The organism is Bradyrhizobium sp. BWC-3-1 (assembly GCF_032917965.1).
Classification (GTDB): domain Bacteria; phylum Pseudomonadota; class Alphaproteobacteria; order Rhizobiales; family Xanthobacteraceae; genus Bradyrhizobium; species Bradyrhizobium canariense_D.
In genome coordinates, this window is record NZ_CP136625.1 from 8715802 (window position 1) to 8741619 (window position 25818).

General features: G+C 58.5%; 25 protein-coding genes, 1 tRNA gene and 2 pseudogenes. 15 read left to right on the forward strand and 13 right to left on the reverse strand.

Features of this window, described 5'->3' with window-relative positions:
- From RX329_RS41560 to RX329_RS41570, 3 genes are all read left to right on the forward strand, one after another.
- Positions 1 to 1056 carry a diguanylate cyclase gene (locus RX329_RS41560; RefSeq protein ID WP_085361963.1) on the forward strand — a complete coding sequence of 352 codons (1056 nt, stop codon included), beginning with the start codon at positions 1 to 3 and terminating at the stop codon, positions 1054 to 1056.
- A 74-nt stretch (positions 1057 to 1130) separates the two neighbouring features.
- Positions 1131 to 1207: transfer RNA gene (locus RX329_RS41565), tRNA-Arg, on the forward strand.
- A gap of 81 nt (positions 1208 to 1288) precedes the next feature.
- Positions 1289 to 1567 (forward strand): DUF5334 family protein, encoded by a 279-nt coding sequence (locus tag RX329_RS41570; RefSeq protein ID WP_317245448.1) that lies wholly within the window; start codon positions 1289 to 1291, stop codon positions 1565 to 1567.
- 48 nt (positions 1568 to 1615) lie between these two features.
- On the opposite strand, the gene RX329_RS41575 is transcribed toward RX329_RS41570, so the two are convergent.
- Genes RX329_RS41575 through RX329_RS41585 form a run of 3 tightly spaced genes read right to left on the reverse strand, consistent with a single transcriptional unit; the run spans position 1616 to position 3751 of the window.
- On the reverse strand, positions 1616 to 2212 hold the full coding sequence (locus RX329_RS41575) for a hypothetical protein (RefSeq protein WP_317245449.1): 597 nt from the start codon (positions 2210 to 2212) through the stop codon (positions 1616 to 1618).
- Between the two features lie 4 nt (positions 2213 to 2216).
- Positions 2217 to 3017 carry a hypothetical protein gene (locus tag RX329_RS41580; protein WP_317245450.1) on the reverse strand — a complete coding sequence of 267 codons (801 nt, stop codon included), beginning with the start codon at positions 3015 to 3017 and terminating at the stop codon, positions 2217 to 2219.
- Positions 3014 to 3751: a hypothetical protein gene (locus RX329_RS41585; RefSeq protein WP_317245451.1), complete on the reverse strand. Its 738-nt coding sequence runs from the start codon at positions 3749 to 3751 to the stop codon at positions 3014 to 3016. Before RX329_RS41585 ends, RX329_RS41580 begins: the two co-directional genes overlap by 4 nt.
- A gap of 216 nt (positions 3752 to 3967) precedes the next feature.
- Between RX329_RS41585 and RX329_RS41590 the strand changes: the two genes are divergently transcribed.
- From RX329_RS41590 to RX329_RS41615, 6 genes and pseudogenes are all read left to right on the forward strand, one after another.
- Positions 3968 to 4996 carry a type I restriction enzyme HsdR N-terminal domain-containing protein gene (locus RX329_RS41590; RefSeq protein WP_317245452.1) on the forward strand — a complete coding sequence of 343 codons (1029 nt, stop codon included), beginning with the start codon at positions 3968 to 3970 and terminating at the stop codon, positions 4994 to 4996.
- Positions 4997 to 5041: 45 nt separating this feature from the next.
- On the forward strand, positions 5042 to 5509 hold the full coding sequence (locus tag RX329_RS41595; protein WP_317245453.1) for a hypothetical protein: 468 nt from the start codon (positions 5042 to 5044) through the stop codon (positions 5507 to 5509).
- Positions 5510 to 5730: 221 nt separating this feature from the next.
- Entirely contained in the window at positions 5731 to 6033 is a 303-nt protein-coding gene (locus RX329_RS41600) for a hypothetical protein (protein WP_317245454.1), read from the forward strand.
- On the forward strand, positions 6024 to 6761 hold the full coding sequence (locus RX329_RS41605; RefSeq protein ID WP_317245455.1) for a hypothetical protein: 738 nt from the start codon (positions 6024 to 6026) through the stop codon (positions 6759 to 6761). Before RX329_RS41600 ends, RX329_RS41605 begins: the two co-directional genes overlap by 10 nt.
- 177 nt (positions 6762 to 6938) lie before the next feature.
- Complete coding sequence (locus tag RX329_RS41610) at positions 6939 to 8048, forward strand: hypothetical protein (RefSeq protein ID WP_317245456.1); 1110 nt, start codon at positions 6939 to 6941, stop codon at positions 8046 to 8048.
- An 18-nt stretch (positions 8049 to 8066) separates the two neighbouring features.
- Positions 8067 to 8471 (forward strand): annotated as a pseudogene (locus tag RX329_RS41615) (DNA ligase); the annotation flags it as partial.
- Here the strand turns inward: RX329_RS41615 and RX329_RS42235 are convergent.
- Positions 8386 to 8811: a ParB N-terminal domain-containing protein gene (locus RX329_RS42235; RefSeq protein ID WP_410706266.1), complete on the reverse strand. Its 426-nt coding sequence runs from the start codon at positions 8809 to 8811 to the stop codon at positions 8386 to 8388. The pseudogene RX329_RS41615 and the gene RX329_RS42235 sit on opposite strands and share 86 nt — an antisense overlap.
- A 155-nt stretch (positions 8812 to 8966) precedes the next feature.
- Here RX329_RS42235 and RX329_RS41620 point away from each other — a divergent pair, with 155 nt between their 5' ends.
- Entirely contained in the window at positions 8967 to 9659 is a 693-nt protein-coding gene (locus RX329_RS41620; protein WP_317245457.1) for a sce7726 family protein, read from the forward strand.
- On the opposite strand, the pseudogene RX329_RS42240 reads toward RX329_RS41620, so the two are convergent.
- Together RX329_RS42240 and RX329_RS41630 are read right to left on the reverse strand one after the other, a co-directional pair.
- Positions 9609 to 10520: pseudogene (locus RX329_RS42240) on the reverse strand (beta family protein); the annotation flags it as partial. The gene RX329_RS41620 and the pseudogene RX329_RS42240 sit on opposite strands and share 51 nt — an antisense overlap.
- Positions 10521 to 10795: 275 nt before the next feature.
- Positions 10796 to 11233: a hypothetical protein gene (locus RX329_RS41630; RefSeq protein ID WP_317245459.1), complete on the reverse strand. Its 438-nt coding sequence runs from the start codon at positions 11231 to 11233 to the stop codon at positions 10796 to 10798.
- 314 nt (positions 11234 to 11547) lie between these two features.
- Between RX329_RS41630 and RX329_RS41635 the strand changes: the two genes are divergently transcribed.
- The gene (locus RX329_RS41635; protein ID WP_317245460.1) at positions 11548 to 11994 is read left to right on the forward strand and encodes a hypothetical protein; all 447 of its coding nucleotides are present in this window, start codon (positions 11548 to 11550) and stop codon (positions 11992 to 11994) included.
- 473 nt (positions 11995 to 12467) lie between these two features.
- Here the strand turns inward: RX329_RS41635 and RX329_RS41640 are convergent, their stop codons facing one another.
- Positions 12468 to 12644 carry a hypothetical protein gene (locus RX329_RS41640; protein ID WP_317245461.1) on the reverse strand — a complete coding sequence of 59 codons (177 nt, stop codon included), beginning with the start codon at positions 12642 to 12644 and terminating at the stop codon, positions 12468 to 12470.
- Positions 12645 to 12752: 108 nt separating this feature from the next.
- Between RX329_RS41640 and RX329_RS41645 the strand changes: the two genes are divergently transcribed.
- The 3 genes from RX329_RS41645 to RX329_RS41655 all read left to right on the forward strand — a co-directional run bounded on the left by RX329_RS41645 (position 12753) and on the right by RX329_RS41655 (position 14996).
- Entirely contained in the window at positions 12753 to 13019 is a 267-nt protein-coding gene (locus tag RX329_RS41645) for a hypothetical protein (RefSeq protein ID WP_317245462.1), read from the forward strand.
- 1249 nt (positions 13020 to 14268) lie between these two features.
- The gene (locus tag RX329_RS41650; RefSeq protein WP_317245463.1) at positions 14269 to 14508 is read left to right on the forward strand and encodes a hypothetical protein; all 240 of its coding nucleotides are present in this window, start codon (positions 14269 to 14271) and stop codon (positions 14506 to 14508) included.
- Positions 14509 to 14513: 5 nt separating this feature from the next.
- Positions 14514 to 14996, forward strand: coding sequence for a hypothetical protein (locus RX329_RS41655; protein WP_317245465.1), 483 nt, complete (start codon positions 14514 to 14516; stop codon positions 14994 to 14996).
- An 81-nt stretch (positions 14997 to 15077) separates the two neighbouring features.
- Here RX329_RS41655 and RX329_RS41660 read toward each other — a convergent pair whose 3' ends face one another.
- The 4 genes from RX329_RS41660 to RX329_RS41675 form a co-directional block, all read right to left on the reverse strand.
- Positions 15078 to 15218 (reverse strand): hypothetical protein, encoded by a 141-nt coding sequence (locus RX329_RS41660; protein ID WP_317245466.1) that lies wholly within the window; start codon positions 15216 to 15218, stop codon positions 15078 to 15080.
- Between the two features lie 1033 nt (positions 15219 to 16251).
- Positions 16252 to 18765 carry a VapE domain-containing protein gene (locus RX329_RS41665; RefSeq protein WP_317245467.1) on the reverse strand — a complete coding sequence of 838 codons (2514 nt, stop codon included), beginning with the start codon at positions 18763 to 18765 and terminating at the stop codon, positions 16252 to 16254.
- Entirely contained in the window at positions 18762 to 19250 is a 489-nt protein-coding gene (locus tag RX329_RS41670) for a hypothetical protein (protein ID WP_317245468.1), read from the reverse strand. Before RX329_RS41670 ends, RX329_RS41665 begins: the two co-directional genes overlap by 4 nt.
- A gap of 174 nt (positions 19251 to 19424) precedes the next feature.
- On the reverse strand, positions 19425 to 19625 hold the full coding sequence (locus tag RX329_RS41675) for a hypothetical protein (protein WP_317245469.1): 201 nt from the start codon (positions 19623 to 19625) through the stop codon (positions 19425 to 19427).
- A gap of 1006 nt (positions 19626 to 20631) precedes the next feature.
- Here RX329_RS41675 and RX329_RS41680 point away from each other — a divergent pair.
- Positions 20632 to 22401, forward strand: coding sequence for a patatin-like phospholipase family protein (locus RX329_RS41680; RefSeq protein WP_317245470.1), 1770 nt, complete (start codon positions 20632 to 20634; stop codon positions 22399 to 22401).
- Between the two features lie 274 nt (positions 22402 to 22675).
- On the opposite strand, the gene RX329_RS41685 is transcribed toward RX329_RS41680, so the two are convergent.
- Together RX329_RS41685 and RX329_RS41690 are read right to left on the reverse strand one after the other, a co-directional pair.
- Complete coding sequence (locus tag RX329_RS41685) at positions 22676 to 23206, reverse strand: hypothetical protein (RefSeq protein ID WP_317245471.1); 531 nt, start codon at positions 23204 to 23206, stop codon at positions 22676 to 22678.
- A 29-nt stretch (positions 23207 to 23235) separates the two neighbouring features.
- Positions 23236 to 25752, reverse strand: a complete 2517-nt coding sequence (locus RX329_RS41690) for a hypothetical protein (RefSeq protein ID WP_317245472.1) — start codon at positions 25750 to 25752, stop codon at positions 23236 to 23238.
- Positions 25753 to 25818: the final 66 nt, after the last annotated feature.

A 25818-nucleotide genomic window follows, 5' to 3' on the forward strand; every position in this document is an offset into this window, starting at 1 on the left:
ATGGCGAAGCCGGGGAAAACGCCAGCCAAGACGGTCGACGTTGCGGATTCCTATGCCGTGCGGCTGATGCAGCATCTGGTGGTGCCGACCTTCGTGATCGACCCCAAGCGCCGCGTCGTGATCTGGAACAGGGCCTGCGAGCGGCTGACCGGTGTCGCCGCCTCCGAGGTGATCGGCACCAATAAGCACTGGCAGGCCTTCTACGAGACCAGGCGCCCTTGCCTCGCTGACCTCGTCGCACTCGACCGCCCTGAACAGCTGCCGGAGTTCTATTCGGAGTATGGCGCGCGCGGCCACAACGGGCTTGGCTTCAGCGCCGAAAACTGGTGCGTGATGCCGAAGCTCGGCAGCCAGCTCTATCTCGCCATCGACGCCGGGCCGATCCACGACGAGGCCGGCCATCTGATCGCGGTGGTGGAGACGCTGCGCGACCTTACCGACCAGAAGCGCGCCGAGATGGCCCTGAAGGAGCTTGCCACCAAGGACGGGTTGACCGGCCTGTCGAACCGCCGCGCGTTCGACCAGATGCTGATGAGCGAATGGGCCCGCGCCCAGCGGACGCAGAAGCCGATGGCGCTGCTGTTCGTCGACGTCGATCATTTCAAGCTGTTCAACGACCGCCACGGCCACCAGAGCGGCGATGAATGCCTGCGCGCGGTCGCGTCCGTCGTCAGCCGGCATGCCGTGCGCCCGCTCGATCTCGCCAGCCGCTATGGCGGCGAGGAATTCGCGCTGATCCTGCCGGACATGGATTGCGATGCCGCCTGCGCCATCACCGACGAGATCCGCTGCGCCGTGATGACCTTGCGGATCACCCATGGCGCCATCGGGGCCGGTGACCACGTCACCCTCAGCGTCGGCGTCGCCAGCCACATTCCGGGCGAAACCGACGGCAGCCCCGACCGGCTGCTGGGCGCCGCTGACCAGGCGCTCTATGCGGCCAAACGGCTCGGCCGCAACCGCGTCATGTGCTCCGAACGGCTGCTCGCCGAGTTCGCCAAGCTCGGCCGGGACAGCGTGCCGGTTCCTGGCCACGTGGCGCGTAAATCAGCCTAGCCCAAATCAGCCTGGCAGAAGACGGCGTAAGCGGTTGCCCGCCCCCCGCCAATCGGCTAAATGAACCTCGACTAGCACCCGTAGCTCAGCTGGATAGAGCGTTGCCCTCCGAAGGCAAAGGTCACACGTTCGAATCGTGTCGGGTGCGCCAGTAAAATCAAGTACTTAATTGATTTCGGTTTTTATTCTATTCCGGTCAGGTAAGCGCCGGGTAAGCAGCAGGATTGCCATTGTGATACGCGAAAGTCTTTTGCTCGCGGTTGTGACCGCGTCCATCAGTTTCACCCAAGCACTCGCATGGGACGGCACCAACACGACAACCGGATCAAGCGTCGAGGTTGAGCGGGGCCAACTTGTTCGATCCGGCCGCACGATAGAGGTGTACGATAGCGAGCACGGCTACAAAGAATACGACGTTGACAGCATTCGCCGGTATGGGCGGACGGTAGAGATCGAGGCGACCGATGCGACAACCGGAGAAAGCACCACATTCGAGATGGACGACAACTAGGCAGAAACGGATTCACCTGGTCTAGGCGCCGCACAACTGAACGCCTGTCTATTTTTTATCTTTGTCTTTGTCGCGATAGAGAACCGCTCGGAAGGCGCGCACGACGACATCAGCGAGGCCCGGCGGCGGGGGAGCCTCGGCTGGAGGAGCGTCGGCCGATGCGACAGCGTCGTCGAGCATCCACCATTGCGTCTCGTGAACTGCCGCGAAGTAGTCCTGCAAGCCCATCATGAGTTTCTTGTGTTCGTCTGTTTTGATCGCGGGTATTGGGCCGGTGAATGTGAGATCCGCGTGCGCGGCATCTCCGTCCTGGATCGGCGTATAGCGCACGTCTAGCCTCACGCCTTCGATGACTGCACCGATGATCTGCTTCCCGTGAACTGGCACCATGTAGCCGTAAAAGGTGCCGTTATTGTCTTTGCAGTATTGTATCGCGTGGTTGCGGGCTTCCTCGGTCGTGCCGGCGAGCGACCGGAGGCGCCCTGAAGCCTCAGCGTCCCATGGGCGGCCTTGCTGAGCGGGCCCGAGAAATCTGCCTTTGAAGGCGGCGTGGTTGATGCGGCCGCGAGCGCTGTAGCCGTCGCTCGTCAGCACTCGAAACCAAAAGTCGCCCTCGGCGGGTCGTTCGCCGTCGGCGAGCGGCATGGCGCTATTTGCTCAGATGATCAAAAAGGTCTTTGAGAATGGCTTTAGTCGTCTTCGGATCAAATCCGCCGTGTGTCACTGTATCGAAGTGACCATCGTGAAGCTTCCAATACGCCGTCCATTCTTCTCCCGGACCGATGTCGAGGAAGAGCTTGCTAAGTTTGTGGTGATGGTCAGGGACCCACTCGAGCGCAATGGTGCCATCGGCGGCCGGAGCCGCATCGGGCGCTCCCAGAACGGCCGGCATGACCTTCATAAGGTTACGCGCGTAGTCAAGCGTCGCTGCGGTGATCGCCTCGGCACCGTGACCATCCCAGTTCGGGGTCTGGTACTTCGCGTATCCCTTGAGCGGCTCGAGCGCCTGCTCGAAGAGGTCGCGATAGAGCCACAGCGCATTATTCGGCTTCACGTGCACAGGCGAGCTGTGGCTGATGAAGTGGAACACGTCCGGCTTCGTCGTGAGATTGGACTCCGGAAGAAGCAGCGTCAGCTTCTTGCAGGGCTCCGCCTTATACGAGGCCGGGACGTGCAGACAGTCAATCGCCTGCACTTGCATCGCCGCGGACAGGATATCCATGTCCAAATGCGTTAGTACGCACGTATCAAACGTCATGCGAAACCGTTTGATGGCTGCGCTAACAGGGAAGCTGCCCTGCGTGTAATACGCCTCGATCTTGCCCCAGTTGGTCGTTGGCTCATCGGCAACGTCCAAGGCGACCGGGTCCGGGCTGCTCGGCATGAGCACACCTATCGTGATCTCCGGCGGAGGAGTTGTGTCGTTTTGAATGGCGCGGGCGGTGCTCACAAAATTTCGCCTTCTGTGGCGTTCTGCAACGCAAGGTTGGTCAGCTCCTTGTATATGGGAACAAGGCGGCTGACGTCAAACGGGCTAGCGTGCTTCTGATCCGTATTGTGATCGAGCTCCAGGCGGACGCCGTACGTGAGCTCATTCGCAAATGCAGCGGGGCTGTTGCCGTCTGAGACGAACATTTGGATCTGGTACTGCTGGACCGACCACGTGGTAATGCGGTTCAGGGTAAGACCGTCTACGGCCGTGCTGTTCTGCGGCCAGTTTATCCGTAAGAGCACGTCCCGCATGTTTTCGGGCGACTGCCGGATTGATTTCACCAGGGAAACTAATGCTTTGTATGCATCGAGCCGCTCCTTGAGCGGGAGCACCAAAACGGGTGCGAAAGCCATGCGCATAACAGGGAACGACAGCTGCTCAAGGAATGGCGCCACATGCGCTTGGAAACCCTCCAATGCACTTGGCCATTGGCCGACCGCGGGGATGTAATCCTCCGGTACTTCGGTCAGCGTGACGGGGCTAAGAATGATGTCGCATCGATTAGCGATTGCCCCAAGGTTGAACTGTCCTCCGAGCATGGTGGATGCGAAAACGTGGCGCCCACCCCCCTTTTGTTCCTGCTCTGGTTCCTCCTGGCCGGTGAGCGCCGTCCAGCTCTGCGCCGAAAGTTTTACCGTCTGCGACGAAAAGAGCGACAGACGAATACTCTCACAGGTCCAGTCGAAAGCCATGGGGTCCTCAGATCTTGGAACACGCTAGCACCAACCGATTAAAGAAAACAGCCGGCGGCGGCCCTGCCGCGGTCGCGCGATCCAAGGAAATTGGGCTTTAGGACGGGAGGCCGCGGCGCCTTGCCCGACGCAGCCAGACGCCGATAGGTTGTTGCAGCGCACCTTGATATCGCCTTCTGGTTGCTATTAAGTTCCAACCGTTTGGGGCCCACATCTATGTTCGAAGCACTCGACGTCTCCGAGATGAACGAGACCGATGTTCGAGAGGCAATCGTCAGACCGTTGCTTACCGCGCTGGGGTATCGACACGGGACTAAGGCAAACATCAGGACCGAAATTACGCTCCGATATGATCAGGCGTTCCTCGGTCGGAAGGCTCCAAAGAAGGACCCAACACTCCAGGGACGCGCGGACTACATCTGCGAAGTGATCCCATATGGCCGCTGGGTTGTAGAGGTAAAGTCTCCAAACCAAGCCCTTGATTTGAACGATGCTCAGCAAGCTCACACATATGCCGCGCACCCAGAAGTCGCAGCGAAGTACTACATGCTCACGAACGGTCGCGAATTTCACCTCTACCTGACAGGCGCTCCGTTTGAACCCGTGTTGTCGTGGCAGCTCGAAGAGAGCGAACGGTTTTTCCACGCAGTTGGAAATCTGCTTGGACCAGATGCCATCGAAAAAGCTGGCAAGGTTATCCTTGACCACGGCAGACCCCTGGGGCCGGGACTTGGCTCACATGCGCGGATAGTCGGCGGCTCGATGAGCTACTCAGGCCACGATTCCACCAACGAAGCACTCCTAGCGGCAATGAAGCCTCTGACTGGAATGCGAAACACAGTGCGAGGGCAGGAGATACGCCGCGTACCGGATGGCGTAATCGAAGCCCGCATCGAGCTTGAGCCAGCATTCAATGCGTTCGACGAACTGAACAGAGCCTTGGGCTTTGTTCCGATCGTGTTTAAGTCAGCTGACGAGGTGATCTCAACGAACCCTGAGCGTCCGACTATTTTCGCCAATGCACTCACCGCCAGGATTTCGAGAGGCACCGCCCTGCCGGCCAGCCCCATCATGCGGGGCGGCATCTGCGGCGTAGACTGCGAGATAATTTACGACAACCAAGCTGTTGGTTACCTAGACGGCACGTCTTTCTATGGATCCTTCACTTCCGAGCAACAGATCGCAGTGCTGGGAAATATTCAGTCGATTACTCATTGGGGTCGGTTTGAGCTTGTCTTAGTCTAAGCCGCTTGGGGAGATTAGATGGTAGAGTCCTTGGGATGGCCAGCCGTGATTGGCGTGGTCGGAGGCGTGGTAGGCCTGCTCGGCGGCCTCGCATCATTTGGGGATCGCTTCTATAAGGGGCGCCCGGTCGGCTCGCTTACAATGCAGAGCTCCTTCGGCAACCCACTCGTTCACGTCCGGATCAAGAACATCACGAATTACGACGTGATGATCACCTACGCCAATGAGCGGAAGGGCGTCTATTTTCTCGCCGATGGCCCGGAAGTCGAAAGCATCGTTCGAGGCCAACTGGGTAAAGAGGCGTTCAAGCCCTCCATGCTCAAGCCTGGTGAAGAAAAGGAACTCAGAGTTCAGGCCAAGTACAAGGACGGGGTAGCGGTCGAGGCGCTCGGGAAGAAGTACGTCGAGTTTTGGATCCACTGGCGACGCGGTAATGCGCTGTGGCTGCCGCAAATTCCTTTGTTAGTTTGTGGCGACACTCAAACTATTCGCCGCATCGTCGGGGTCGAATGACACCGATCTTCGATCAAACAGTTCACGCCGCGTGCCAACTGAAAGTCCATCTTGGCGAGGCACGAGTGTCTTCGGCCGACGGTGCCGCGAGACGTAGCGGCTTGCGCTTCCGGGCTGCCGTCCATCTCCGCCCTCCCAATGCGCCGGGACAAATCAAACTGGTGATCTCGGTATTTTTTTAGTAGAACGGGCATTCTCCTAGCTGCGTTCCGGAGAATGCGATGCCCGACAATCAGACGCAAGAAGCGTGGCTTGAACTTCCGACGGTCGCCAATTATTCCGAGGCCTTGGGCACTGGCGTGTATCTTCCTTTCGCCGGTGGTTCGAAGGAGTATTTGTTAGATATTACTTACGACGATTTGCTTTCAAAAGACGAAGCTCAGAAGTACTACGCATTCGCCTGGGTGCCACACGCGGTGGCGACCCACCAGCAAGTCAAGCAGCCGACATGCACTGGGCGTTGCAGTAAGACTTGCAAAAGGCCGGGATGTCTCTGTGACCGCAGCATCGGGCAATGCCGATGATTTTTATAGGCTACCTCTTTACGGGCGTTCTGCTCGCACTTGGGGTAGCAATCATAATTGCCTCTTGGGATACACTTAATGCACTACCAAAGCTCGACCTGAAATACCTTTCTACTTTGGTCCAAGCCGCGATGGCATTCATCGGGGCTATTGCGGTCGCAATCCTTACAGCGACCGTTGGCCGATCGAATGAATACCTCAAGGTCCGGCTCACTCAGTCGGTGAATGCAGCAACTGCTAAGCTCAACGCGGAGTTGACTCGAGCCGTAAATGCTTCGACAGAAAGACTAAGAGCGGAGCTGACCGCCTCAGTGAACGAGTCAGCCCAACTCTTACAAGCGGAGTTGACCAAATCAGGTGATGTTTTCCGGGCAGAACTCAATCAATTGGTGCCAAGGCGTTACGAGGCCTACCACGCAATCTGGACCGCGCTAACTCAATATTTTCGAGCAGTCCAAAAGTTTGAGGAAGGGATCTTCGACGAGGATATCCTCAAGGCAGCCGACAAAGCCTGTGAGGACGCAAGCGGGCACACCCTACTCGTTGATCAGATCGACCAGGATACGTTTCATAATTTCTGGCAGGAGCTAACAAGGCTGTACGAGATTGCCAAAGAGAAGCGTGATCTGCCCGACGGTCTGCGAACGCTTTGGCGCAATGAGGGACGGACGCTCGGCCTCCACTATCAGGAAGTCCGAGAAGCTTTCGCCAATCGTCTTTTGGCGTAGTCCGACTGCACGGCTCAGTCTTGGCGCGCTGACCGCATACATCCGATAGAGACTAATTTCTTGCAATAGCCTGTCGAGATACATTTCTTCTTCTCCTTCTATCGCACGCCCGGCCAACGTTGGATTCGCTCTCCTTGGCCATGCACGCTACGGTCATCGAAAAGCGTCGGAACTAACATGCAGATTTCTCGATCTGAACTCTACGAACTCGTTTGGAAGTCGCCACTTAACAAGACCGCGCCCCAATTCGGCATATCTGCAACCTCCTTGGCCGCGATCTGCAGGACGCACAACATCCCGTATCCAGGATCTCTGTACTGGACGATGAAATCGATGGGACGCCCTGTCGAGATCCAGCCGCTGCCGGCTGCTTCAGATGAGGCGGTGCTGCAGGTCATCATCGAACCGGCCAAGCCGAGGAAAACTCGGGCAGATAAGCTATCTCAAGAACCACAGAGCTCCGGCGCTAGAAACAACGCGGTTCCGCTCATAGATCGTCCGGTTAAAGAGCATCCGATCATCACGAAGTGGATTGAGGACCGCGAAAGGCAACGTCGAGAGGCGCTCGCAACCCGTAATGAATGGGCCATCAAAGCTGCTCCTAGTCCTATCACCGATGTAGACACGAGACGGTACTCGATCCTAAGCAAACTCCTGCGCGCGATCGAAGTGAAGGGAGGCGTAGTCTCCAATGCGGAAAAGGGTAATCTTCAGGCCCGAATAGACGGCGAAACGGTAGAGTTTCAGATTAGAGAAAAGCGGCGGCAAACTAGGATCACTGAGACCTACGGCAGTCGTTCGTTCTCTAAGCAAAAGCTTGTCGGCACAGGAAAGCTGGCGTTCTCTGTCTTAACTTATTGGCCGGGACACAACAGTACGGAATGGAAAGAGACCGACTCCGTCGCGCTGGACTCCAAGTTGCCGAACATGGTCGAGCGCATATTCGACGGTTCGCAGGCAGTGAAGGCGTGGAACTCTCGTCGTAGAAAGGAGGAGGAGCAACGTCGCAAGGTCGCCGCCGACAGAGCGGAAAGGCAACGACAAGCCGAAGTTGAGCGGCATCGCCGGCAGAAGCTCGTTGATCTGGCAACTGATTGGCGGGCAGCAACCATCGTTCGCGACCTCATTGCAGTGCTGAGGTCGAAGGACCCTGATCAAAATCAGGATGTATCGGGCCGGACCGTAGCGGAATGGCTCGCATGGGCCGACGAAGTCGCGAACGATCTGGATGCAACACGGAACGGAGCCTCGGCATTCTTCTCCATGATTAAACCGGAAAGTTCCTGATGCATGACCGGACGTTCTACGCCCGTCCAGTACAGCGACCATTTCGAGATCGACGGCGCCGAGCTGTACCAGCGCGCCTGCCAAGCAGGGGCTGGAGGGCATCGTCTCCAAGGTGGCGGACTCACCCTATCTCGGTGGGCGGGGCGATACTGGGTCAAGACGACCTGTGCTCATCGCGAGACCTTGGCCATCGCCGGCTTCGCGCTTGATGGCAGTAAGTTTGACGGCATCTTCCTCGGCCGCCACAAGGGCGATGACCTGGTCTATGCTGGCAAGGTCGACCACGGGTTCGACAAGTCGGCAGAGGCAGAGCTGCGGAAGCGGCTGAAGCCGCTGATCAGGAGCAGCCAGCCATACTCCAAGCGTGTCGCGCACATGGTCGCGCTGGCTGACTATCTCGCCCGCGAGGCTGCGGGTCGCGTCGCGCTGGACCGTCCGTTCCGGTTTCCCGGTCTTGGCGGCTGATCGGCCGTGAAGCGGTCCTAAGCTTCGCCAAGATGGCGAAGCTTAGGGCGCCCCTTTCCGGCCGCGCCGTTCTCGTCTCCGGATGCACCGCTTCATACGCAGCCTTTCGCTTCGCGATCAGCTTCGCCCGCTGCGCTGGCGTCGGGTCGGGGCGGATTAGGTTTTCGTCGATTTCGGTCAGCGTTGCCCATGCCCGGACTTCGTCGTCATCGGCGTTGACGACGCGGCACTGGACGGACTTCAGCTTCAGGCGCTTGCACGCTTTAAGGCGATGCCGGCCGGCGACTAGCGTCGGCATGTGACCTGCGGCCCTGAATGATCGGATCGAGAAGGCTGACGACCGGCCCCCTGGGCCAAAAAAACCCCTTTTTCCTGCTTATGTATTAACTTCGTGGTTGTATGCTGTCTGGCGTTAACGTAACGGATCGCTTGAGGCTGGAGCGAGCAGAGCGAATGAGAGACGTCGATGTGCGCAGCGCGCTTCGCCGAGAGCTCAAGCAGCAGCATCTCGGCGATGATCGGACGTTGATCGTCGAGGAAATGGGCATCTGGTCTGGTGCCGTCCGGGTGGATCTCGCCGTGATCAACGGCGAGCTTTGCGGTTACGAGATTAAAAGCGCACGGGACAATCTCGAAAGATTGCCCGCTCAAGAGGCGCTATACAGTCAGGTTTTTGACCGCGTAACTTTAGTCGTGGCCGAGCAGCACGTTGCCAAGGCAGAAACGCTCGTCCCTGACTGGTGGGGAAGATCAATCGCTTCCACCGAAGCGGACGGAGCTATTTCGCTCAAGCTCGATCGACCTGCTCTTTTCAATCCTTCGATCGAGCCACTGCAGCTTGCTCGGCTCCTATGGCGTCCCGAAGCTCTTTCAATTCTTCAACGGCACGGCCAAGACAGAGGAGTGCGGAGTGCTTCAGCGGAGAAGACCTTCCGTCGGCTGGCCTGCACAGTTCCACTGGACACGCTGAGACAAGAGGTGCGCGAAGCGCTAAAGGCTCGTCCATCATGGTCAGGGAAGCCGGTCCAATATGAACGAGAAATGGCGGTTGGCGTTGATCTCCACCCATTGAGCACGTCCGCCAGCGCTCACGCTGGGATCGGCGGCGATCGTCGCAATCCGCTGATCGCCCCAACAGCCCGCTAAGCCACCAAAATCCGGCCGCCCGACTAGCGTCTGTGCATGCGCTCTGTATTGGGCGCCCATCGGAACACCCGTCGGCCCGGTTATGCGCCTGCCCTTCACCATCACCCAACGATCATCGATTGCATAGCGGACGCTCACCGTAGCGCCCGCCATCGCAAGGCCGGGCGGTTCAGCTAGGTCCCTGTGCGAGATACCGAAATCGCCGAAGTCGGTGGGCGTACCTGGCTGCTGAAGTTGCCTCCACGTCAGCCAATCGTTCCGAAATACTTCTGTCGTTCCTGTCGGAAGCTGGCCAAAGTCCTTCGGTGCCGAGGATGTGGCCAGCGTAACAGATCGCCAGCTCGTACCTTGCAGGCTCCCATTTAGAACATGCCCGATATAGCCCGCGAATGAGGCCGGATCGTATTCCGCAACGTGACCAGCATCGATAAGCAGATCGATGTTGGGCTGGGATTGTCCCATTTGCTGAGCCCAGTTCGCCGCAAGGTTAAGGTGCCCATGTGTACACTTCAGCATCACCCCGTTCGAGAACTGGCCTATGTGCGCGAACGCGGCTTGGTTGTAGGCGTTCGAAGCGCCGATCTCGATCACTGGGATGACCGGAATTCCCGCCGTCCCGAGCCCCGCGAACATCTCATCGAAATCTGCCGAACCTCCACTAAGATTGTGATTAAACGAGCCATCAAGGAAGCACCGCCGGCCGTGCCACGCGGATGCCATCCGAGCAACGAAGTTAGCTGGTGGCCTCTCGCCCAGGCTGAAGACAGGGGCAATCCTGTCCTTCTGTTCTTTGCTCAGGTGAAGCAGTGCGACGGCCTCTCCGGTCTTAGTCTTGAGTAGCGGTCGATAAACAAAAGGCATCCTGAACCTCAATGATGGGCGGCAATGCCTCGGTTTGTCCACGGCGCCCAGATAACGCAGCAAGTGTGCAGTGGACTACGTACGATCACTGCATATCTTTCGTGGCGATCGGCGGGGCGGCTCTTTAGCACCTCAACCATGACGATTGACGGCGTTGATGAGCCGTCCTGCGCTGCGTTTCTGCTGGGGTGGGGCATCCATCACCTAAACGCGGCACCCTTGGCTGGACGGTCTGGAAATAGCCGTTCGTACTACCGCGGAGCGCGAAATGTTCGTCATCGCGCGCGCATCAAACCGTCATTGGCCGCCGTTCCTGCAACGTCATTGGCCACCTCCAAATCCAAGAGATTTTCGCAAAAGGTGTCGCCAGTTTCGATCGCCGCATTCAAGATCATTTCTGCGACGCGACCCGGTTCAAGCGAGTGGCGCGCTGCAAGGCGCGACAGAAGATCAGTGTTCCGCGATTGGACCCCGACGCGGTAAATGCGCGATCCAGCGGCTTCCTGCCGCGGGCGACCGCCCTGTCCGGACAGCTGGATATTGCAGCGCTTGCAGAGTTCGAAGATGCGCGGCGCTTGGTTTGCCGCCAAGCCGATGTCCAGCGCGATTTCGCGCGCGGTCATCCGCTGAACTTCGGCAAGGTGCCGGACCCATGCGATACGTTCGTCATTCCAGTCGATCCGACGTCCGACATTGCCGAAATCAGGCTTCAACGTTTAGTGCCTCTTTTCGCATGGTCCATGTTGTGGCGCGCCTGGCGAACCTGCGGTTTAATCTGGTGGGGGCGGCTTCAGGATCAGCGCATGGATGTTTGGCGGTAAACTTCATGGGACGGTTAGGCTTGGACACCATGGGCGATGGTTCGGCTGGTCACTACCTTACCGCAGAAGCAGCGCGCAATCCCCTCGCCGAGCTACGTGAGAAGCGCGTGCGCGCCTGTGGAATTGGACCCTTACCGCCAATGCCGACTTGTCCCCTGCCAATCGGCTTCCCTTCCATAAGGGCGAAGCCGCAACGGAGGACCACCATGAACATTAAAAAACCCGTGGCTTCGCCGCGTACAGAGCCTAAGCGGCTGTCCCGCCGAGCGGCCATCGCGGGCATCGCCGTCCTGCCAGCCGCGCTTCCCGGAGCGGGGGCAGCGGAATTGGATCCGATCTTCGAGGTCATCGAGCGCCACCGAAAGCTGTCGGATGGGTATAGCGCGGCTGTATCGATTTCCGCGAAACTGGATGATGGCCCCGATTTTGATGTTGCCGACAAAATCAGTGGGGAAAGAAACGATGCGCTGTTGAAGCACGCTGCGGCAATGATCCGCTCAGAGCCAACTACAATGGCCGGCATCGCCATCTTGCTCCGTTACGCGGCCAACTTAGACAATTGGCAGGTGCCGGCAGACGACGGTTGGCATCAGGTCTTTCTCGGCACGTTGGCGGACGCGCTCGACGGCATCCTCAAACAGGCCAAGCGCTGATGCCCTCGCCTCAACGAAATGGCCGGCGGAGGAGGGGGCAGGCGTGCGGTTGGCAAGGCGCCCAGAAAGAGGTGAGCAAAATTCGCGAGGCATGGTTTCGGTCATCCCGCGCCCTCCTCGTATCGCCGTCACTGACTGCAACGCTCGACGCCTCCCGCTTCTTGCGGGAGCCAGGGTCGCCCCGTGCGTCGGTGACGATCTGATCGCAAAATTGGAAAATCCTATTGTCTTTCAAAGCTTCAACGCGGTGGCGAACGGGCTAGACAGCGGTTGCTAGTTTTGCAAACCACTGTCTAGCGGGAGGCGTCGAGCATTGCGGTCAACAACGGCAGGGTCCACATCGAGAGAGGTGGCCCCGCGGCCGCCTAACAACAGTGCTCTTGGCCGAGCATTGCCGTCTCCTGCGCAACTCGACTGCCCTTGCGATCGCGTGAGGTCCCCAGGACTGCGGCGCTCGACTCTAGTGTCCCTCCTCAATTCCTTTTGTCTCTGGGCAACGCCACCTTCAGCCCAGCTTCGACTAGTTGGCGAATAGCGTCCGAGACGTTCGGGATAGGACGCTGTTTGGCACGCCACTTGTCGATTGCTTCCAGCATGTCTGCGGTGAAACCGATCATCTTCTTGACCGGATAAATCTCAGGGCGCGGCATGTCTCCTCCAAAATAACGCATATGCGCTATTGACTATCGCATATATGACATATACGTTATTCCGGTGAGCAGGGCAAGTGCTTTTGCCCGACAACCGGAGCAAACCAAATGGCTAGCCGCAAAACCCCGAAATTTAATCTTTTCCAGATCACCGCAGATGCCTTGCCCGGCACCGTCTTCTTTTCGCTCACCGATCTTCGGAACGGCTGCCATGACGCGCTGACAGAGCGCCGCGCAATCGTCGAATACAAGGTCGATGGCGTTGAGGAAGCGCTATTCCAAACGCTGCACGGCCTCGGCTGGGAATACGGGGAAATCGCTGCGGTCGCGCGGGGAGCGGATATGGCAACTTCCTACGGAATGCCGACCGCTTAACGTTGCTCGAGCAAATAGTTGGTGGCGGGAAAAACTCTGCGGCGACTACCGTCCGCGAGCGTCTTGGTGGCCGTTGCCAGTCCGGGCAGCACTTTGGCGCGCCGCATCTTCCCGCATCCATTTTTCAAGCGGGCATTCTTCCTCCGAAACGCCCGACGGCGCAACGATTCCGGAAGCTTTGTCCAAGGCTAAATCAAGGGCTTTGCGGTCCCATCGCCGCGTTCCCCGCAGTGGGCCAGGAACGGTGCCGGGCCGCGACCCACTTGGAGAACGTCGCAGGCGTCACGCCGCAATGGGCGGCGGCTTCCGCACCGGATATGAGGCGCGGAGCGAGCGTCACTGCGACAGATCCTTCGTACGTTCAGATTTCTCGCGGCATTTCGGTCGCGCCCGTGCTCGACGTCGCTCCTGCATCTCCAATCGGTGAGCAGGCGCTGTGCGCGCCTTTACCTCGTCACGAAGCCGCTTGGCCTCTTTCTGCGGCCGCCTTAGAGCTTCGAGCGCGCCTGTCAACCCGCATGCGAGACAAGTCCGCTTCTGTGAGGCCAAGTGAGTTTGGAACGAGGGGCGTCGGCGTGTGCTCTCTGACTGAGACGCGGGTTTTTGAGATCATCACGCGGATCCCTGACAGGGACGCGAGATATGCCTTGCCCGGCCGGTAAACCGCTAGCTTCTCCTGTCGCGCGCGCAACCTAAGAGTCTTGGCGGTCACACCGCCATAGGGTAATGCCAGACGAGCAAGCTCATCCAGCGGTCGAAGCGTTTCGTCGGTCCAGTCAATCGAATCGGCCATGTGAAAAGAATACCGGATCTTGCCGAGCCCCGCTTAGCGTTGACATTTCGCATATAGATGTTGCGCTGCTTTTTTGGCCAATTGGATCTCCGCTTCAGATGTTCAAGTGATCGGTTTTCGTCTATTTTCTACCATCGGTTATTGAATTTCACATTGATCAGGAGCGCCTATGCCACTGTTCTTGAGCCTACTAAGTCTCGGTTGCTTCGCGGGAGCGGGAACGACATTTTTCCGATATGACGGTCGTTATTTCGAGTTGATGATTATGTGCGGGGTCATCTTATTGATCTCTTCTGAGATTGTGGGTGCCATTCGAAACGCTTCGTCAGGGCAAACGACTTTCGATCCGCAGAGCGCAGACGCCGTTCACGAACTCAAGGCGATCAATGACCGCCTGGTGAACGTCCAACTTGCTGTCGAACGACTAGACAGACCAAGCCAATCAAGAAGCTCGTGATGGTGGCGGTGCGCGCCGATCCAATTGCCTACCCGCCCCGCGGCATGCCCCGCGAGGAAGCGGCACGGTATATCGGCGTGGGGACGACCAAATTTGACGAGATGGTCGCCGACGGCCGCATGCCGAGACCCAAGAAAATCGACGGGCGGGTGATTTGGGACCGGCTCCGCGTCGAGGCGACCTTTACCGACCTTCCGGACGTGGAAAACGCATTAAACCCATTTGACCGGGTGTTTTAAGCGTAATGACGGAATCGCCGTTTGCGCCTCGCCTGCTTTCGGGGATCGACGCCGCAACCTACTGCGGAATTACGCTGGCCACATGGTCGAAGTGGGTGGCCGCCGGCTTGATGCCTAAGCCAGTCATCGGCAGACGCTGGGACAAAAAGGCGATCGATCTAGCCTTGGACAAGGCATCCGGGATCCAAGACCTCGTAACGAGATCAGTGCATCAACACGACGGTGATGCAGCGCTGGAAGCGTGGTGGCGTAAAGATGGAGCAAAGCACGGAGCTGCGTCCGGTGACGATCATTTGCGACGGCGCTACCGCTGGGAAGAGGCATTCGACGCAGCGTGGGCCGAACACCTGACCGAGCACGGAGCTTCGTACGCTCAACAACCCGCGGGCGAAACGGAACAACAGCGGCAAAGACTTTGGAACATCTGGAAAGACCTCAAGGGGACCGCACTCGCTCCAATGAAGAAACGCGATGAGCCGCGCTCCTGAGACCCGATTACGAGCCGAGCATGCCGCTTTACCCAGACGAACATCAGATTGCTCGTCTACGGCCCAATCGAAATCAGTTGGCTAATCCATTCCCCTGATACAGGCCCATTTGGTTTGCCATAGGAACGCAAGCGCGTGGTCGAGCTTCTGCTCCTGCAATTCGTAGCGGGCTTCCCACTTCCCATAGGTGGCGCGGCGCATCCCCTTGGGGCGGGGTGGCATGTTGTCCCACCAATCCGGCCCGTCCAGCCGTCGCCGCACTCTTTCCTTTGCCAGATGGCAGCGTGCAGTCGCGTCCGCGAATTGAGTTTGATATGCGACCTGACGGCCCCAGGCTTGGCGACACGCAAATCGCGATGCTCCATTCGGCTTCCATAGCGTCGAGCAAAGCCGCCCAGTCGCCGGACATTCAAAGTAGTACTGGCGACCCCCAAAATGACGCGGTCTGCTCGCAAATCGGATTTCCTGCTCAAAATCAGGGTAGCGAACCCGAATGGATCCCGCGCTTTCCGCTTGCAGCTCGCTCGGCATAACACCGGTGCGCCGCAACTGGTTTATGTCCAGCTTCAGGCCTGCCTCGAGACAGACGCGTTTACGGGCTCGGGACACGACACGCATTCCACTCGGCTATCGCATCGAAGTATGCCGTCGGGTTGTGATGAATCGTCAACAGCAACGCGCGAGCTGGCCCGGACGGCTTACGGCGTCTTTGCTCCCACCCTTGAAGTGTCCGAACGCTGACACCCAGCATACCGGCGAAAGTCGACTGGCCGTATCCGTAGCGCTCGCAGGCCTTGCGAATAGCCAGAACATCGATATCCCGCGGCGGGCGCGGTGTTCTCCAGGGCAGCACTTTCTGCTTTCCTTTGAATGTTTATTGCGTCAGTGACGTAAGCTTGCTCCGATCAGGTATCCATTTCGTGAATCTCCGCGCGCGCCGTATTGCGGTGATCCGTCCTATTAAATTACGCCACTGGCGCACGCTCACCGCTCGACTCTCAGCAGATAATTTCGCGCCCTCTCGGATGTTTTGTAACGCGTAACGCTGTAACGATCACTTCCTGGGAGGGTATACAGCACCTGTATGCTACCCATAGGGATACCCAATTCGGCATCAGCCCCTATTCTCATGGAGTTTATAGATTAGAGCGTTACAAGCGTTACAAGCATTACAGACCTATAGAACAAGGCCCTTTCTGCGTAACGCTTCCCCAAGAGAAGCGTCACACCAAGCGTAACATTCCTGGCTACCGAGCTAGTAGGGCAGCGCTGGAAGGCGAGGCTCCGGCCTGGGCGGCTCGAGCAGACGCTGCAGCACCGGGCGTCCCGTTACACCGAGCTGCGCGCCAAAGCCGGGCGCATTGACGGCAGGCATGCCACGTACCCAACCGCGCTGGACGCCCTCGCCGCCCCGATGAGGCTTGCTCTGAAAACCGAGTTTCGTCATTACCGGGACATAGGCCCCGCGGGACACGTCACGCCCGAGCGCTTGGCGTAGCAATAGCACCAAGTTTGCCGAGCTGATCCAGCAAGGCTCATCACCAGCGAACCAGTCTCTAAGAAGCATCTCCGCCGACGATTGAGCCGTCGCGGCCAACTGGTGTTCACCCGCTAACGCCCACACACCCCGCGGCAGGTTGATGTCGGTGCCGCGCGACTGCAACGTCGCGGCCTCCCCAACTAGTTGGGGAAGATGAAGCCTTACCCATTCTAGATCGATCTCGCTCTGCACAACGATCGGCAGGAAGCGTCGACCACCTGTCGGATCCTCCAGGAATTCGAGGCGATTGGTCGTGCCGATAAAAATGTTCCTTCGCGGTCGTTTGACGGTGGCGCGTCCGTAAGCCGGCCGACCCTCGTCGTGCGTGGCGGATATCATCGCCTTGACAGCGTCAACCTCCCCGCGCGTCCGCATTTCGGAGATCTCGGCTACGCTCTTGCCCGCAAGAAGGAGTACCAATTCCTTCGCACTCTCGCCGAGCGCGACGTTCTCGACGAACCAAGCGTCGTTCAGGGCAAGCATTCGAGCGAGAGTGCTCTTTGACGTGCCCTGCCTTTCGCTCACGAAAACCGGCATCAAATCGAACTTGACACCGGGGCAGCGTATGCGGGCGACTAATCCAAGGAAGATAGTTGCTGAAACCGCTTGATGGTACGCGTCATACGGAACGCCGCAGGCATTACTTAACCATGAATGAAGCCTAGCTTCCCCATCCCATGCCTTCTCCAGATCGTCGAGAACCTCACACGCTGGGTCTTGTGCGTTCTCAACCGCAAGCGCCTGTATCGTGCGCCAGACGAAGTCGACGGCCGGGGTAAAGCGCGTGCCGGTCTGCGCAGCGCGGGTCATAAGGACAGCCACCGCGCTATCGCTCAACTCGGTCCAAGTGGGCCACTTCCAACCTTGGAGTTCGACCCGCTCAAGCCACGCATTATATCTGACCTCCATGTTGAGGCTCGCCAGGAGGAACCTCACATTGTCAGGATTGTCTCGCTCGATCGAACCTTTGTGATCCCGCGTGTAGTCGCCAGGCGCGAGTCTATGCTCAACATCCTGCCGCAACGCTTCAGCCCGGGCTTTGACCGCAGGCGTGATGGCGGCAACCATCGCGGCCGTGCTGGGGTGCACGCATTCAACAACCGCGAGCGCGTCAATGTTGCCGCTGGCGATGATACCGGGAATTGCCCTGTTGATCGCATCGCGTATGGGGTGCCCAATGTCTGGCAACTCGGGATGGTCGGCGGTCCGCTCGAGTTGAGGCACGGCCGCAAGGATAGGTGCCCACAGCTTCGCCTGCATGTCACCGCGTCCCGACAGCATCGGAACGGCTGTCGTGGGAGCAGACAACGACGCAAGAGCCGCAACACCGGCAAACATCGACTCGGTCGAGGGGCGGATAGTGTGAGGACAGCCCGCATCGTGGGCGCGCTTCCTCAATGTGCCAATTTTTACCCCGTCAGCGCTAGGCTCTTGGGAAAAGGAGTGCCATTTCGCCTCTTCGGCCTCTGCGCTGCACGAACCATCGTTCGTCAGTTGCCAGAGTGAAAAGCCGGGATCGTCGCCGAATTCGCCGCGCAGAATCATGCCTGCCTCAAGCCATGATGAATATGAGGCAAAACAATCGTGTTCGGCCATCCACTCCAGCGCTTTAGCCGTATCCCCGGCATCGGCCGTACCAGCCCGATCCGTGACGTTCTGTCTCGATGCACGGGCGCAAGCAGACAGTAGCTCAGCGGGCGCCACATGCACCTTTGCGTTGGAGAGAAGCACATACATGCCACTCTCTTCACCCTTGGGAATGCCGTTGTAGAAGCTGCCCGGGGCAACGGCGAAGCCATTACCTACCCTCAGATCGACCACCGGCTTCTTTGAAATCCCCTCAATGGGGCCGATGAGTGGAACCTGGCGAAGAGTAGTAACGTCGAGATCCGGAGGCAGCGCGAATGCAACGTGCCAGCCGCCTCGGGCACTACGGCAATAGGACGTATACACCGGCAGCTCGCGGGATGTGCACCACTCTTCCCAGTACTTCCAAGCGGTCACAGGACCGACTTCAGCAACGTCGATGTCGGCAATCACGATCCGAGACGGGCCAGCTACGATCCCGAAATTGCACGCGTGCACGGCGAGCCAAGCTTCCCATTGATTCCGATCGCGGCTCCAATCGTGAGCAAACGATGAAACAATTCCGTGCGGAACCTTATTGCCATGAGGCATCGGAAACAGCGCAAGATCATTCTGCTCAGCGAAGTCCAAAAAGGCGGTCATGCGCTCACCTTCGATACCCGATCGAAGCCCGGATGCAATTTCAGCCAGGTGCGCACCTCGGTAATGCGGTGGCACCGAATGAATCGGCTGCCTACGGCACGCCATTGTTCGTGCAGGGTCGGTCGGTAGAACTGCGCAGCGTCGAGCGTGGTTAACTCTCGTTCGCACAAGTGCTCGGCTGCCAAGGTCAGCAAGCCCCGCACGGCCTGAACAGAGTCGGACATCTCGTTGTCGGAATCGAGCAGCTCACGGATCAGTTGGTCAAACGCGACGGCGCGATCGGGCCAGGAGCGCGTATGTAGCGCTACGTCAATCCAGGTCTCGACTAAGGGAGACTTGCGCAATGCCCCCGGCAGCGTCGAGTAATGAGGCTGCTCGGGGCGTTGTAGAAATTCGCCAGGGCACCGGCTGCCATCAGGCATTTGAAAGAGAGGGGAATGGGGCTCCCCATGTCGGCGCGAACACCAACCGATTTGCTTAAGCATATTAATCAGGCTCCTCATGCCGCGAACGCGGCGGTGAACCCGACCTTCACATTGACAATATTCGAAGCATGCACTATGAAAGGGCAGCCATACCAATTCAGAATACACGCTCGGTCGCTGCAAACGATCGGGCGTTTTCTTTTTCGCTTCAGGCAGGCACTGTATGAGTCGGCATCACTTAGCCTCCGCGTGACCGGTAGCGCGCTGCAGCAGCAGTGAATAATCTGATTGCCGCAGCGCCTTAACTTTACGGTTCAGCACGACCACGGGAATGCCGAACGCAACGCATGCCCTGTGCAGAGATTTGTTGGACTCAAAACCGATCGCCCGGCGCACGGCCGGAAAATGGATGAGTTGCAGTGACTCATCGATCATGGGCGTAAGCCTTGTAGTTATGGCGCGCATAGGGTTGACCCATGCGCGGCCGAAACTCGGATAGATTAGGTGGGGAAAGGCCCGTGCCGGTTTGAGCGAGAGGGCTGTTTGGTCGTTCTGCGCCGGTTTGAGCGGCAGGATCAGTTTCGTCGCTTTGAGAGGCCGGTCGCGAGCAAGCCTCTGATGCATCCGTCGCGAACGAACTAGTCCAATCTTCTCGGTTGTACCCGAGAGGTAGTAAAAAAAGAGTCAATCGCTACGAATTTTTCGAATTGGAAGGTTTAGCCGCGATTGCGCCGAGACGGGCCCGTGTAATTTAGTGACGGGCTCGGGGCACATCGGGCTTAGCCGTGCAAGCGCGCGCGAGCCCGAGTAACTGCCCGGTTGAGAAGATGCTAGACTCGACAATAGTGGTAGTGCATCGGGTTTCGCAATGTCGGACGAATCGCTGCGATGTCGGTCACGAAGAGGGGTTCTTTGAGCCTGGGCGCTCGTCGCCTTCCTACGTCGACATGACACCTGATCGGCAGGTCGTCGCGGATGGCCGCGTGATTACCTCTCCTCATCCGAGGACATTGCGGAACTGTAATAAGCACCTTGAGGAGCAACTTAACTGCAGGCCGCAAAACGCGTCTTAGTTTGCGCAGACAAACGCGTCCCGCCTTCCCGCTGGGCCTTCTTCTCCGCGGCCAAGGGCTTCTTGGTGTAGCCCTTCTGCATCCACCAGTCGCTGAATGCCTGGAAGGGATCGCACTCCAGGGCACTTAGCGAATGGAAATGGCTTTGCTCTTATTGATCCACTCGGGGATTTAGCAGAGCACGTGGTGGCTCGTGAACTAGGTCCCGCCGATTCCCGTACGTAGTGGCTGCTAACACCCTGCGTTAGAAAACGCGCTTGACACAACTGGCATAGAGGAATTCGATAACATACCGCGCCTGTTGCTTGGTCGGACATAGACTGCGACAAGCATCGGCTCATTTTTTTCATTATTTCTCGAGCCCTCCGATGGCCGAACCAACGGAAAACAAGGACATAACTCTCTGTCTGTCCGGCGGAGGATTGCGTGCTACATATTTTCACTTGGGCGTAATCTGGGCGTTTCGCCGGCAGGGACTTCTAGAGAAGTTAGAAAGGGTCTACTCGGTCTCCGGTGGAAGCATCGCTGCAGCGCATCTCGCCCTGAATTGGCGAAAGTACGCTGGATCGTCAGATAGGGACGCCATAGCAGCTGCCCAAACGCTAATGAACTTTGCGAAGCGGGACGTTCGAGGCCGCGTCGTCCGAAGAGCTGTGTTGGCGTTTCTCTGTTTCGTGCCCCTCGTGAATGCGGTGCTGTGGTTCTTCGGAAAGAGAATCCCAGTCGGAAGAACTGACTTTCTGGAGGCAGAGTACAAGGGGCTGTTCGGTAACGCCGAGCTTTCTTCGCTTAAGGTTGAGGGAGGACCAGAGTTTTTCCTGCTCGGCACAACATTTCTCACAGGAGACGCCTGCATTTTCTCTTCGGACGGCTACGCCCGAGGAGCTAATCCGCCATATGGTGGCCAGGAGCTCCCCGTAGCCAAAGCCGTTGCCGCTTCGAGCGCCTTTCCTCCCCTATTTCCGCCAGCCCGCATACTCGCAAGCGACATCGGCGCCGACCGCGCCGATCTGTTCGGCTTCAATGAAGATCTCGTCACCGATGGCGGGGTGTTTGACAATTTGGGCTACGACGTCCTCCAAGCAACGCGAGGGCAAGTATACATAAGCGATGCGGGAGCTCGCTTCGATCTACCGCCTAATCGCTGGTTCTGGAACATCATTTCGAGAACATCTCGTACCACAGACATATTGATGAAGCGGACGGGCGACAAAACGCTTCTTACCATCAAGAACAAGCCCGGCGTCAAATCCATTCAGATCGGAAAACGCGGCGCGCAGGGAGGTCTCCTGACGCTGGAAGCTGAAGCGAGCGCCGCTCGAATTAGAACCGACTTGGATAAGTTCAATGCATTCGAAGTAAGTGCGCTCGTCCTTAATGGATTTAGGAACGCGCTTCAAATTCTCGTGCCGGGGCCTACGCCCGCGGTGTCGCTTCAACCAATCCCATTCTTACCAGTTCATCAGGTTGCCAACGAGAAGATCACAAAGTCATCTAAGAGGTCGTATTGGCCCTTCCGGCTCTTGGATTGGGCTAGCTACGCGTTGTTGGCATACGCTGCACTCGTCTGCTGGCTCGTCTATCATGAAGTTTATGCACAGTACCTTGTCTTGCAGCAAAACAAGCTCTTAGCATCGCAGGCTCCAATTCTGGAACGCGATCTTTTCAACTCCCGCAAGGAAGTTTCTCGGTTAGCCGAAGAGGGAAATAAGCTGAGAGCGCAAGTTTCTCCACAAGCATCCGCTTGCCTGCCTGTGACGTTGCTAAGAACGCTCGACCTTTCGGATGTTCCGACGCTTGATGGAGAGGGCAACACAGTTGGGATAATCAGTGCAATAAAATTAAGCATCCTCCAAACCTGCGATGCTTCGGGACGAAGCGACAAGTACATTATGCAGTACGGATACTACAACGGATCGGGGACATGGCGCGGCTCTCAAAATGCCACGATCACGTTTCTGGGAGAGAACGGGGCCCTACTGAAAACAACGGAGCCTTTCCCAATTGATCGGAGCCGGTGTATCTATCAACGTCCTGAAACTCGCACCAAAGAAGGCCCGCTCGACAACGTCGGAACATTGGTCACAAGTGCAAGGATCGATGTGTCCCGCGTTCAAGGAACCCAAACACGTTGCTAAACGTATCGAAGTACGCCTACCGCAAATACAAAATACAATTACGTGTTCATCCATTACGGTTAGAGCGCTTCCGCCGAGAAGCGGAAGGGACCTCTGCCACCGTCAAGGGTTCGCATCAATAATTGAAAGCCTCATCCGCGGTACAACGCACTGCTTTGACCACCTTCGCAGTCATGCGATGCAACAAAGATCACGTCCAGCTCTCCGGGAAGAACAGGCTATCGGGACGTCATCAGCATTATCCAAGCGTGGCTCGCTCGGGCCGGCTTCCGCCTTAGTTCTCGTTGAACCGTTCCGCCAAGCTGTAAGCTTCGGCTAGATCGCCGGCTCGTCCAGTGTCGAGAAAAAACACAATGTCCTCGGACAGTTCATCGAAGCGAGGACGGGTCGCCGCAAATTTCGTGACAGCTTCGGTGACGGAGTCCATCTCTTGCCCCAAGAGCTTCACCGCCCACTCGCAAGGTGAAATCCCGATGTTTCCGAACAGCACCTCCAACCCCTTATCCGGGTCAGCTCGCAACATGTCTTCCAGCCTGACGTAACCTGACAGAACTTCTTTGAGCGAAGTACCGCGCCTGTCCGCTCGGTTGTGAAAGTCGGCAAGATCGGCGTCGCGCGCTGCGGCGACCTGATATTTTTCCAGGCCGGCTTTGAGTTCCTTTTCCATACGCAGCACCTCGCCGCGCACCGCTTGGGGTGTAGCAGCCCAATCCTCCTTAGCTGCTGCGGTGAATCGGTTTGGCGCCGGCTCAATTGCATCGGTGGACAGTAGGGTCGCTGCGTCCCCATGCATGCTCGCGCTCATTTTATCGAACGTCCTCTCGAGTTTATTGGTTATTGCTGCTGCCTTCGGCTGGGACCGACATACAGCCGGTCAGCGGCGCTGTTCCCAAGAAGTGCTGCCACGACAGCACCCGCGTTACCCGCCGTCTTCGCCCCCTCGACGTTCCCCTGGCGCGAATTGATCGCGTTCACGATCGCGAGCAGCCGCGCATCGCGCGCCGAACCTTGCTCTGTCAGCGCACGCGCTACCTCGCCGTAATGGCGGGTGGGATCGCTCTGCGTCAAAGCATCAACGACTTTTTGCGTCGTCTTCTTGCCTACGGTGGCAAGCATACCGGTTAGGGTCGAATTCGGGTTGAACAGCGGCGTCTCCGTCGACGGGTCCGGTTTCATCTCCTTGCGTGCGGCGTTGCGGAGGTCGGTCTGTGATCCCTCAACCACCTTCTGGTGAGTGTCCCGAAACTTCAGATTACGCTCAACTGAGGCGATCAGGTCGTTCGTCTCCGGAACGCCGTGAACCGTGGCCAGCTTGTCAGTATTCCAACCGCCTTCGCCCTGCAGCTCGCCACGGAGCGCCTGCAAATCGTTCGCCTTGGTGCCGAGCACGCGGTTCACTTCGCCACGGCTGCCCTTGGCAAATGCGATCTTCTCGCCCTGCGAAAGGGGCTCAAAGTCCGCAGCGAAACGCTCGGGGGAGGGCGTGGTCTTACCGGAGCCGAGATACTGCGTACCGTTCTGAACAGCCTCGCCGCGGCGCGCGAGGGCCGCAGACACGGCATTGGCGTTCGCATAGCCCGGCACCTGCTCCTCGAGTGCCTGATTGACCTGACCGCGCATGTGACGCAGCACACCTTGCTGACGCGTCAGGGCGCCGGCCGGAACGCCGAGACCCGGGGCGTCGTATTCAATGACGTTGTCCAGCTCCTGCTTGACCTTGTGGAGCACTTCGGCGTCGTTCTGCGACACCGGCACTTCCTGCCAGCGCTGGCGACCCATGTTGTCGTATTGCGGATGGCCCTGCGCGTCCAGGAGCGGCCGACGCTCCGTGGTCATCATCATGGCGCGAAGATTGGTCAATGCGCGATGTTCATTGCCAACCGAGCGCGGCAGCATGTCGTCAATCTGCGTCAGGATGTGCGCCGTACGGACGTCGGGAGCGTTCTCCAGGGCGGCTGGATAGTTGACATTATCGACAGCCGACCGGTGCGCGCGGATCGAGTCCGTGACGATTTGCGGATCTTCGGCCGGACCGAGCGCTTGGTTCACGTCCCGTTGAATACGCGCGTTGGTGCCTTCATTGCGCGTGGTGAGCGCAGTTTGAAGCACCGAGCGGCCTTCGTCACTGTTGAGGCTCGCACCCTGCGCCTTACCGAGCAGGGCAGGGCCTGCATCGGCAAGCATGGCGTCCGGTCCAAGCTCGGCCACGCGCGCCTGCACCGCGGCCGGGCCGTCGGCCTCCACGGCGCGCACCAGATGGCCGCCGGCAGCGCGGGACATGCCGTCGACCTTGCCAGTGATCGCGTTGGTCAGCGCCCCATAAACGCGCCCCGCGGCGCCGCCTGCCGCAGGCATGACGCCGCCGAGCGCACCGCCAAGGATTCCACCGACAGCTGTATCTTTCACCAGCTGCGGAACATCAGTCCAATCTTTCGAGCCGAAGGCGCCCTGGACCGCGCCAATACCGCCGCCAGCACCCGCGCCGAGCAACGTCTTCGTGCCAAGCGTTGCGCCCTGCGCGGCGGCACCTAGCACGCCGATCGGCGCGATAACGCCGCCAGTCGCCTCGAGTACGGGAGCCGCGATAGGATGAGCCTTGGCGAACTGCTCCGTTTCGCCCTGTTCGTTCTTCAGATGCTCGCCGTATCCGCCGCCACTGAGCGCGGAATCAATGACCGCGCGAGCGCGATCGCCGAGTCCAAGCATCACGCCATTTTCCAGTGCGCGGGTCGGGGCGTGGATGGCCTCGCGGACCGTCTGGAGCATGCCTTTCGGTTCGGTCGGAGCTGCCGCAGGCGGCGTCGTGCCGTTCAGGGCCGCAAGCAACGCGGGGTCCGTCACCCTTTTACCTGCCGGCGCCGGATAAGCCTTGCCCATGGCGCTCTTGATCGTCTCGTCCGACGTTCCTGCGGGAAACTCCACGACCGAGCCGTCCGGCGCGCCTATGTGAATAGGATCAGGGGCGTTAAGCTGCTTAAGCAGCGCAGCGTCTGTCACTGGCTTTGGCAACGCCTTGTGAATCTCATCAACGGCCGAATTTTGCTGCTCGGGCGAGAGCTTTAGAAAGCTATCGTCGACTGTGACCCTGCGCCCCTCAATGTTAAGTGTGACCTTCTTAGGTGCGGCAGTCACCTGTTTCAAACCCGCAACGGCCTGGTGCTCGTCCGGAGCATCAACCTCGTATTCGGCGCCGGTCGGGTCAGTCAGGCGAAACTTGGCCATGCTGCCCTTAGGCGCCAGTGCTGACTGACGCATCTTAGTGATTTCACCGGCAAGCGCTCGCGCAGCATCCACATCGCCTGCCGCATCCGCGTTCGTCAATGCTTTCCCGAGTTCGTCTAGCGTCGCCATCGTTCATTCTCCAATTTGCAGCCCCAGCCGCGGCTTTCTTTTCGAAGCACCGCGGCTGAGACGATC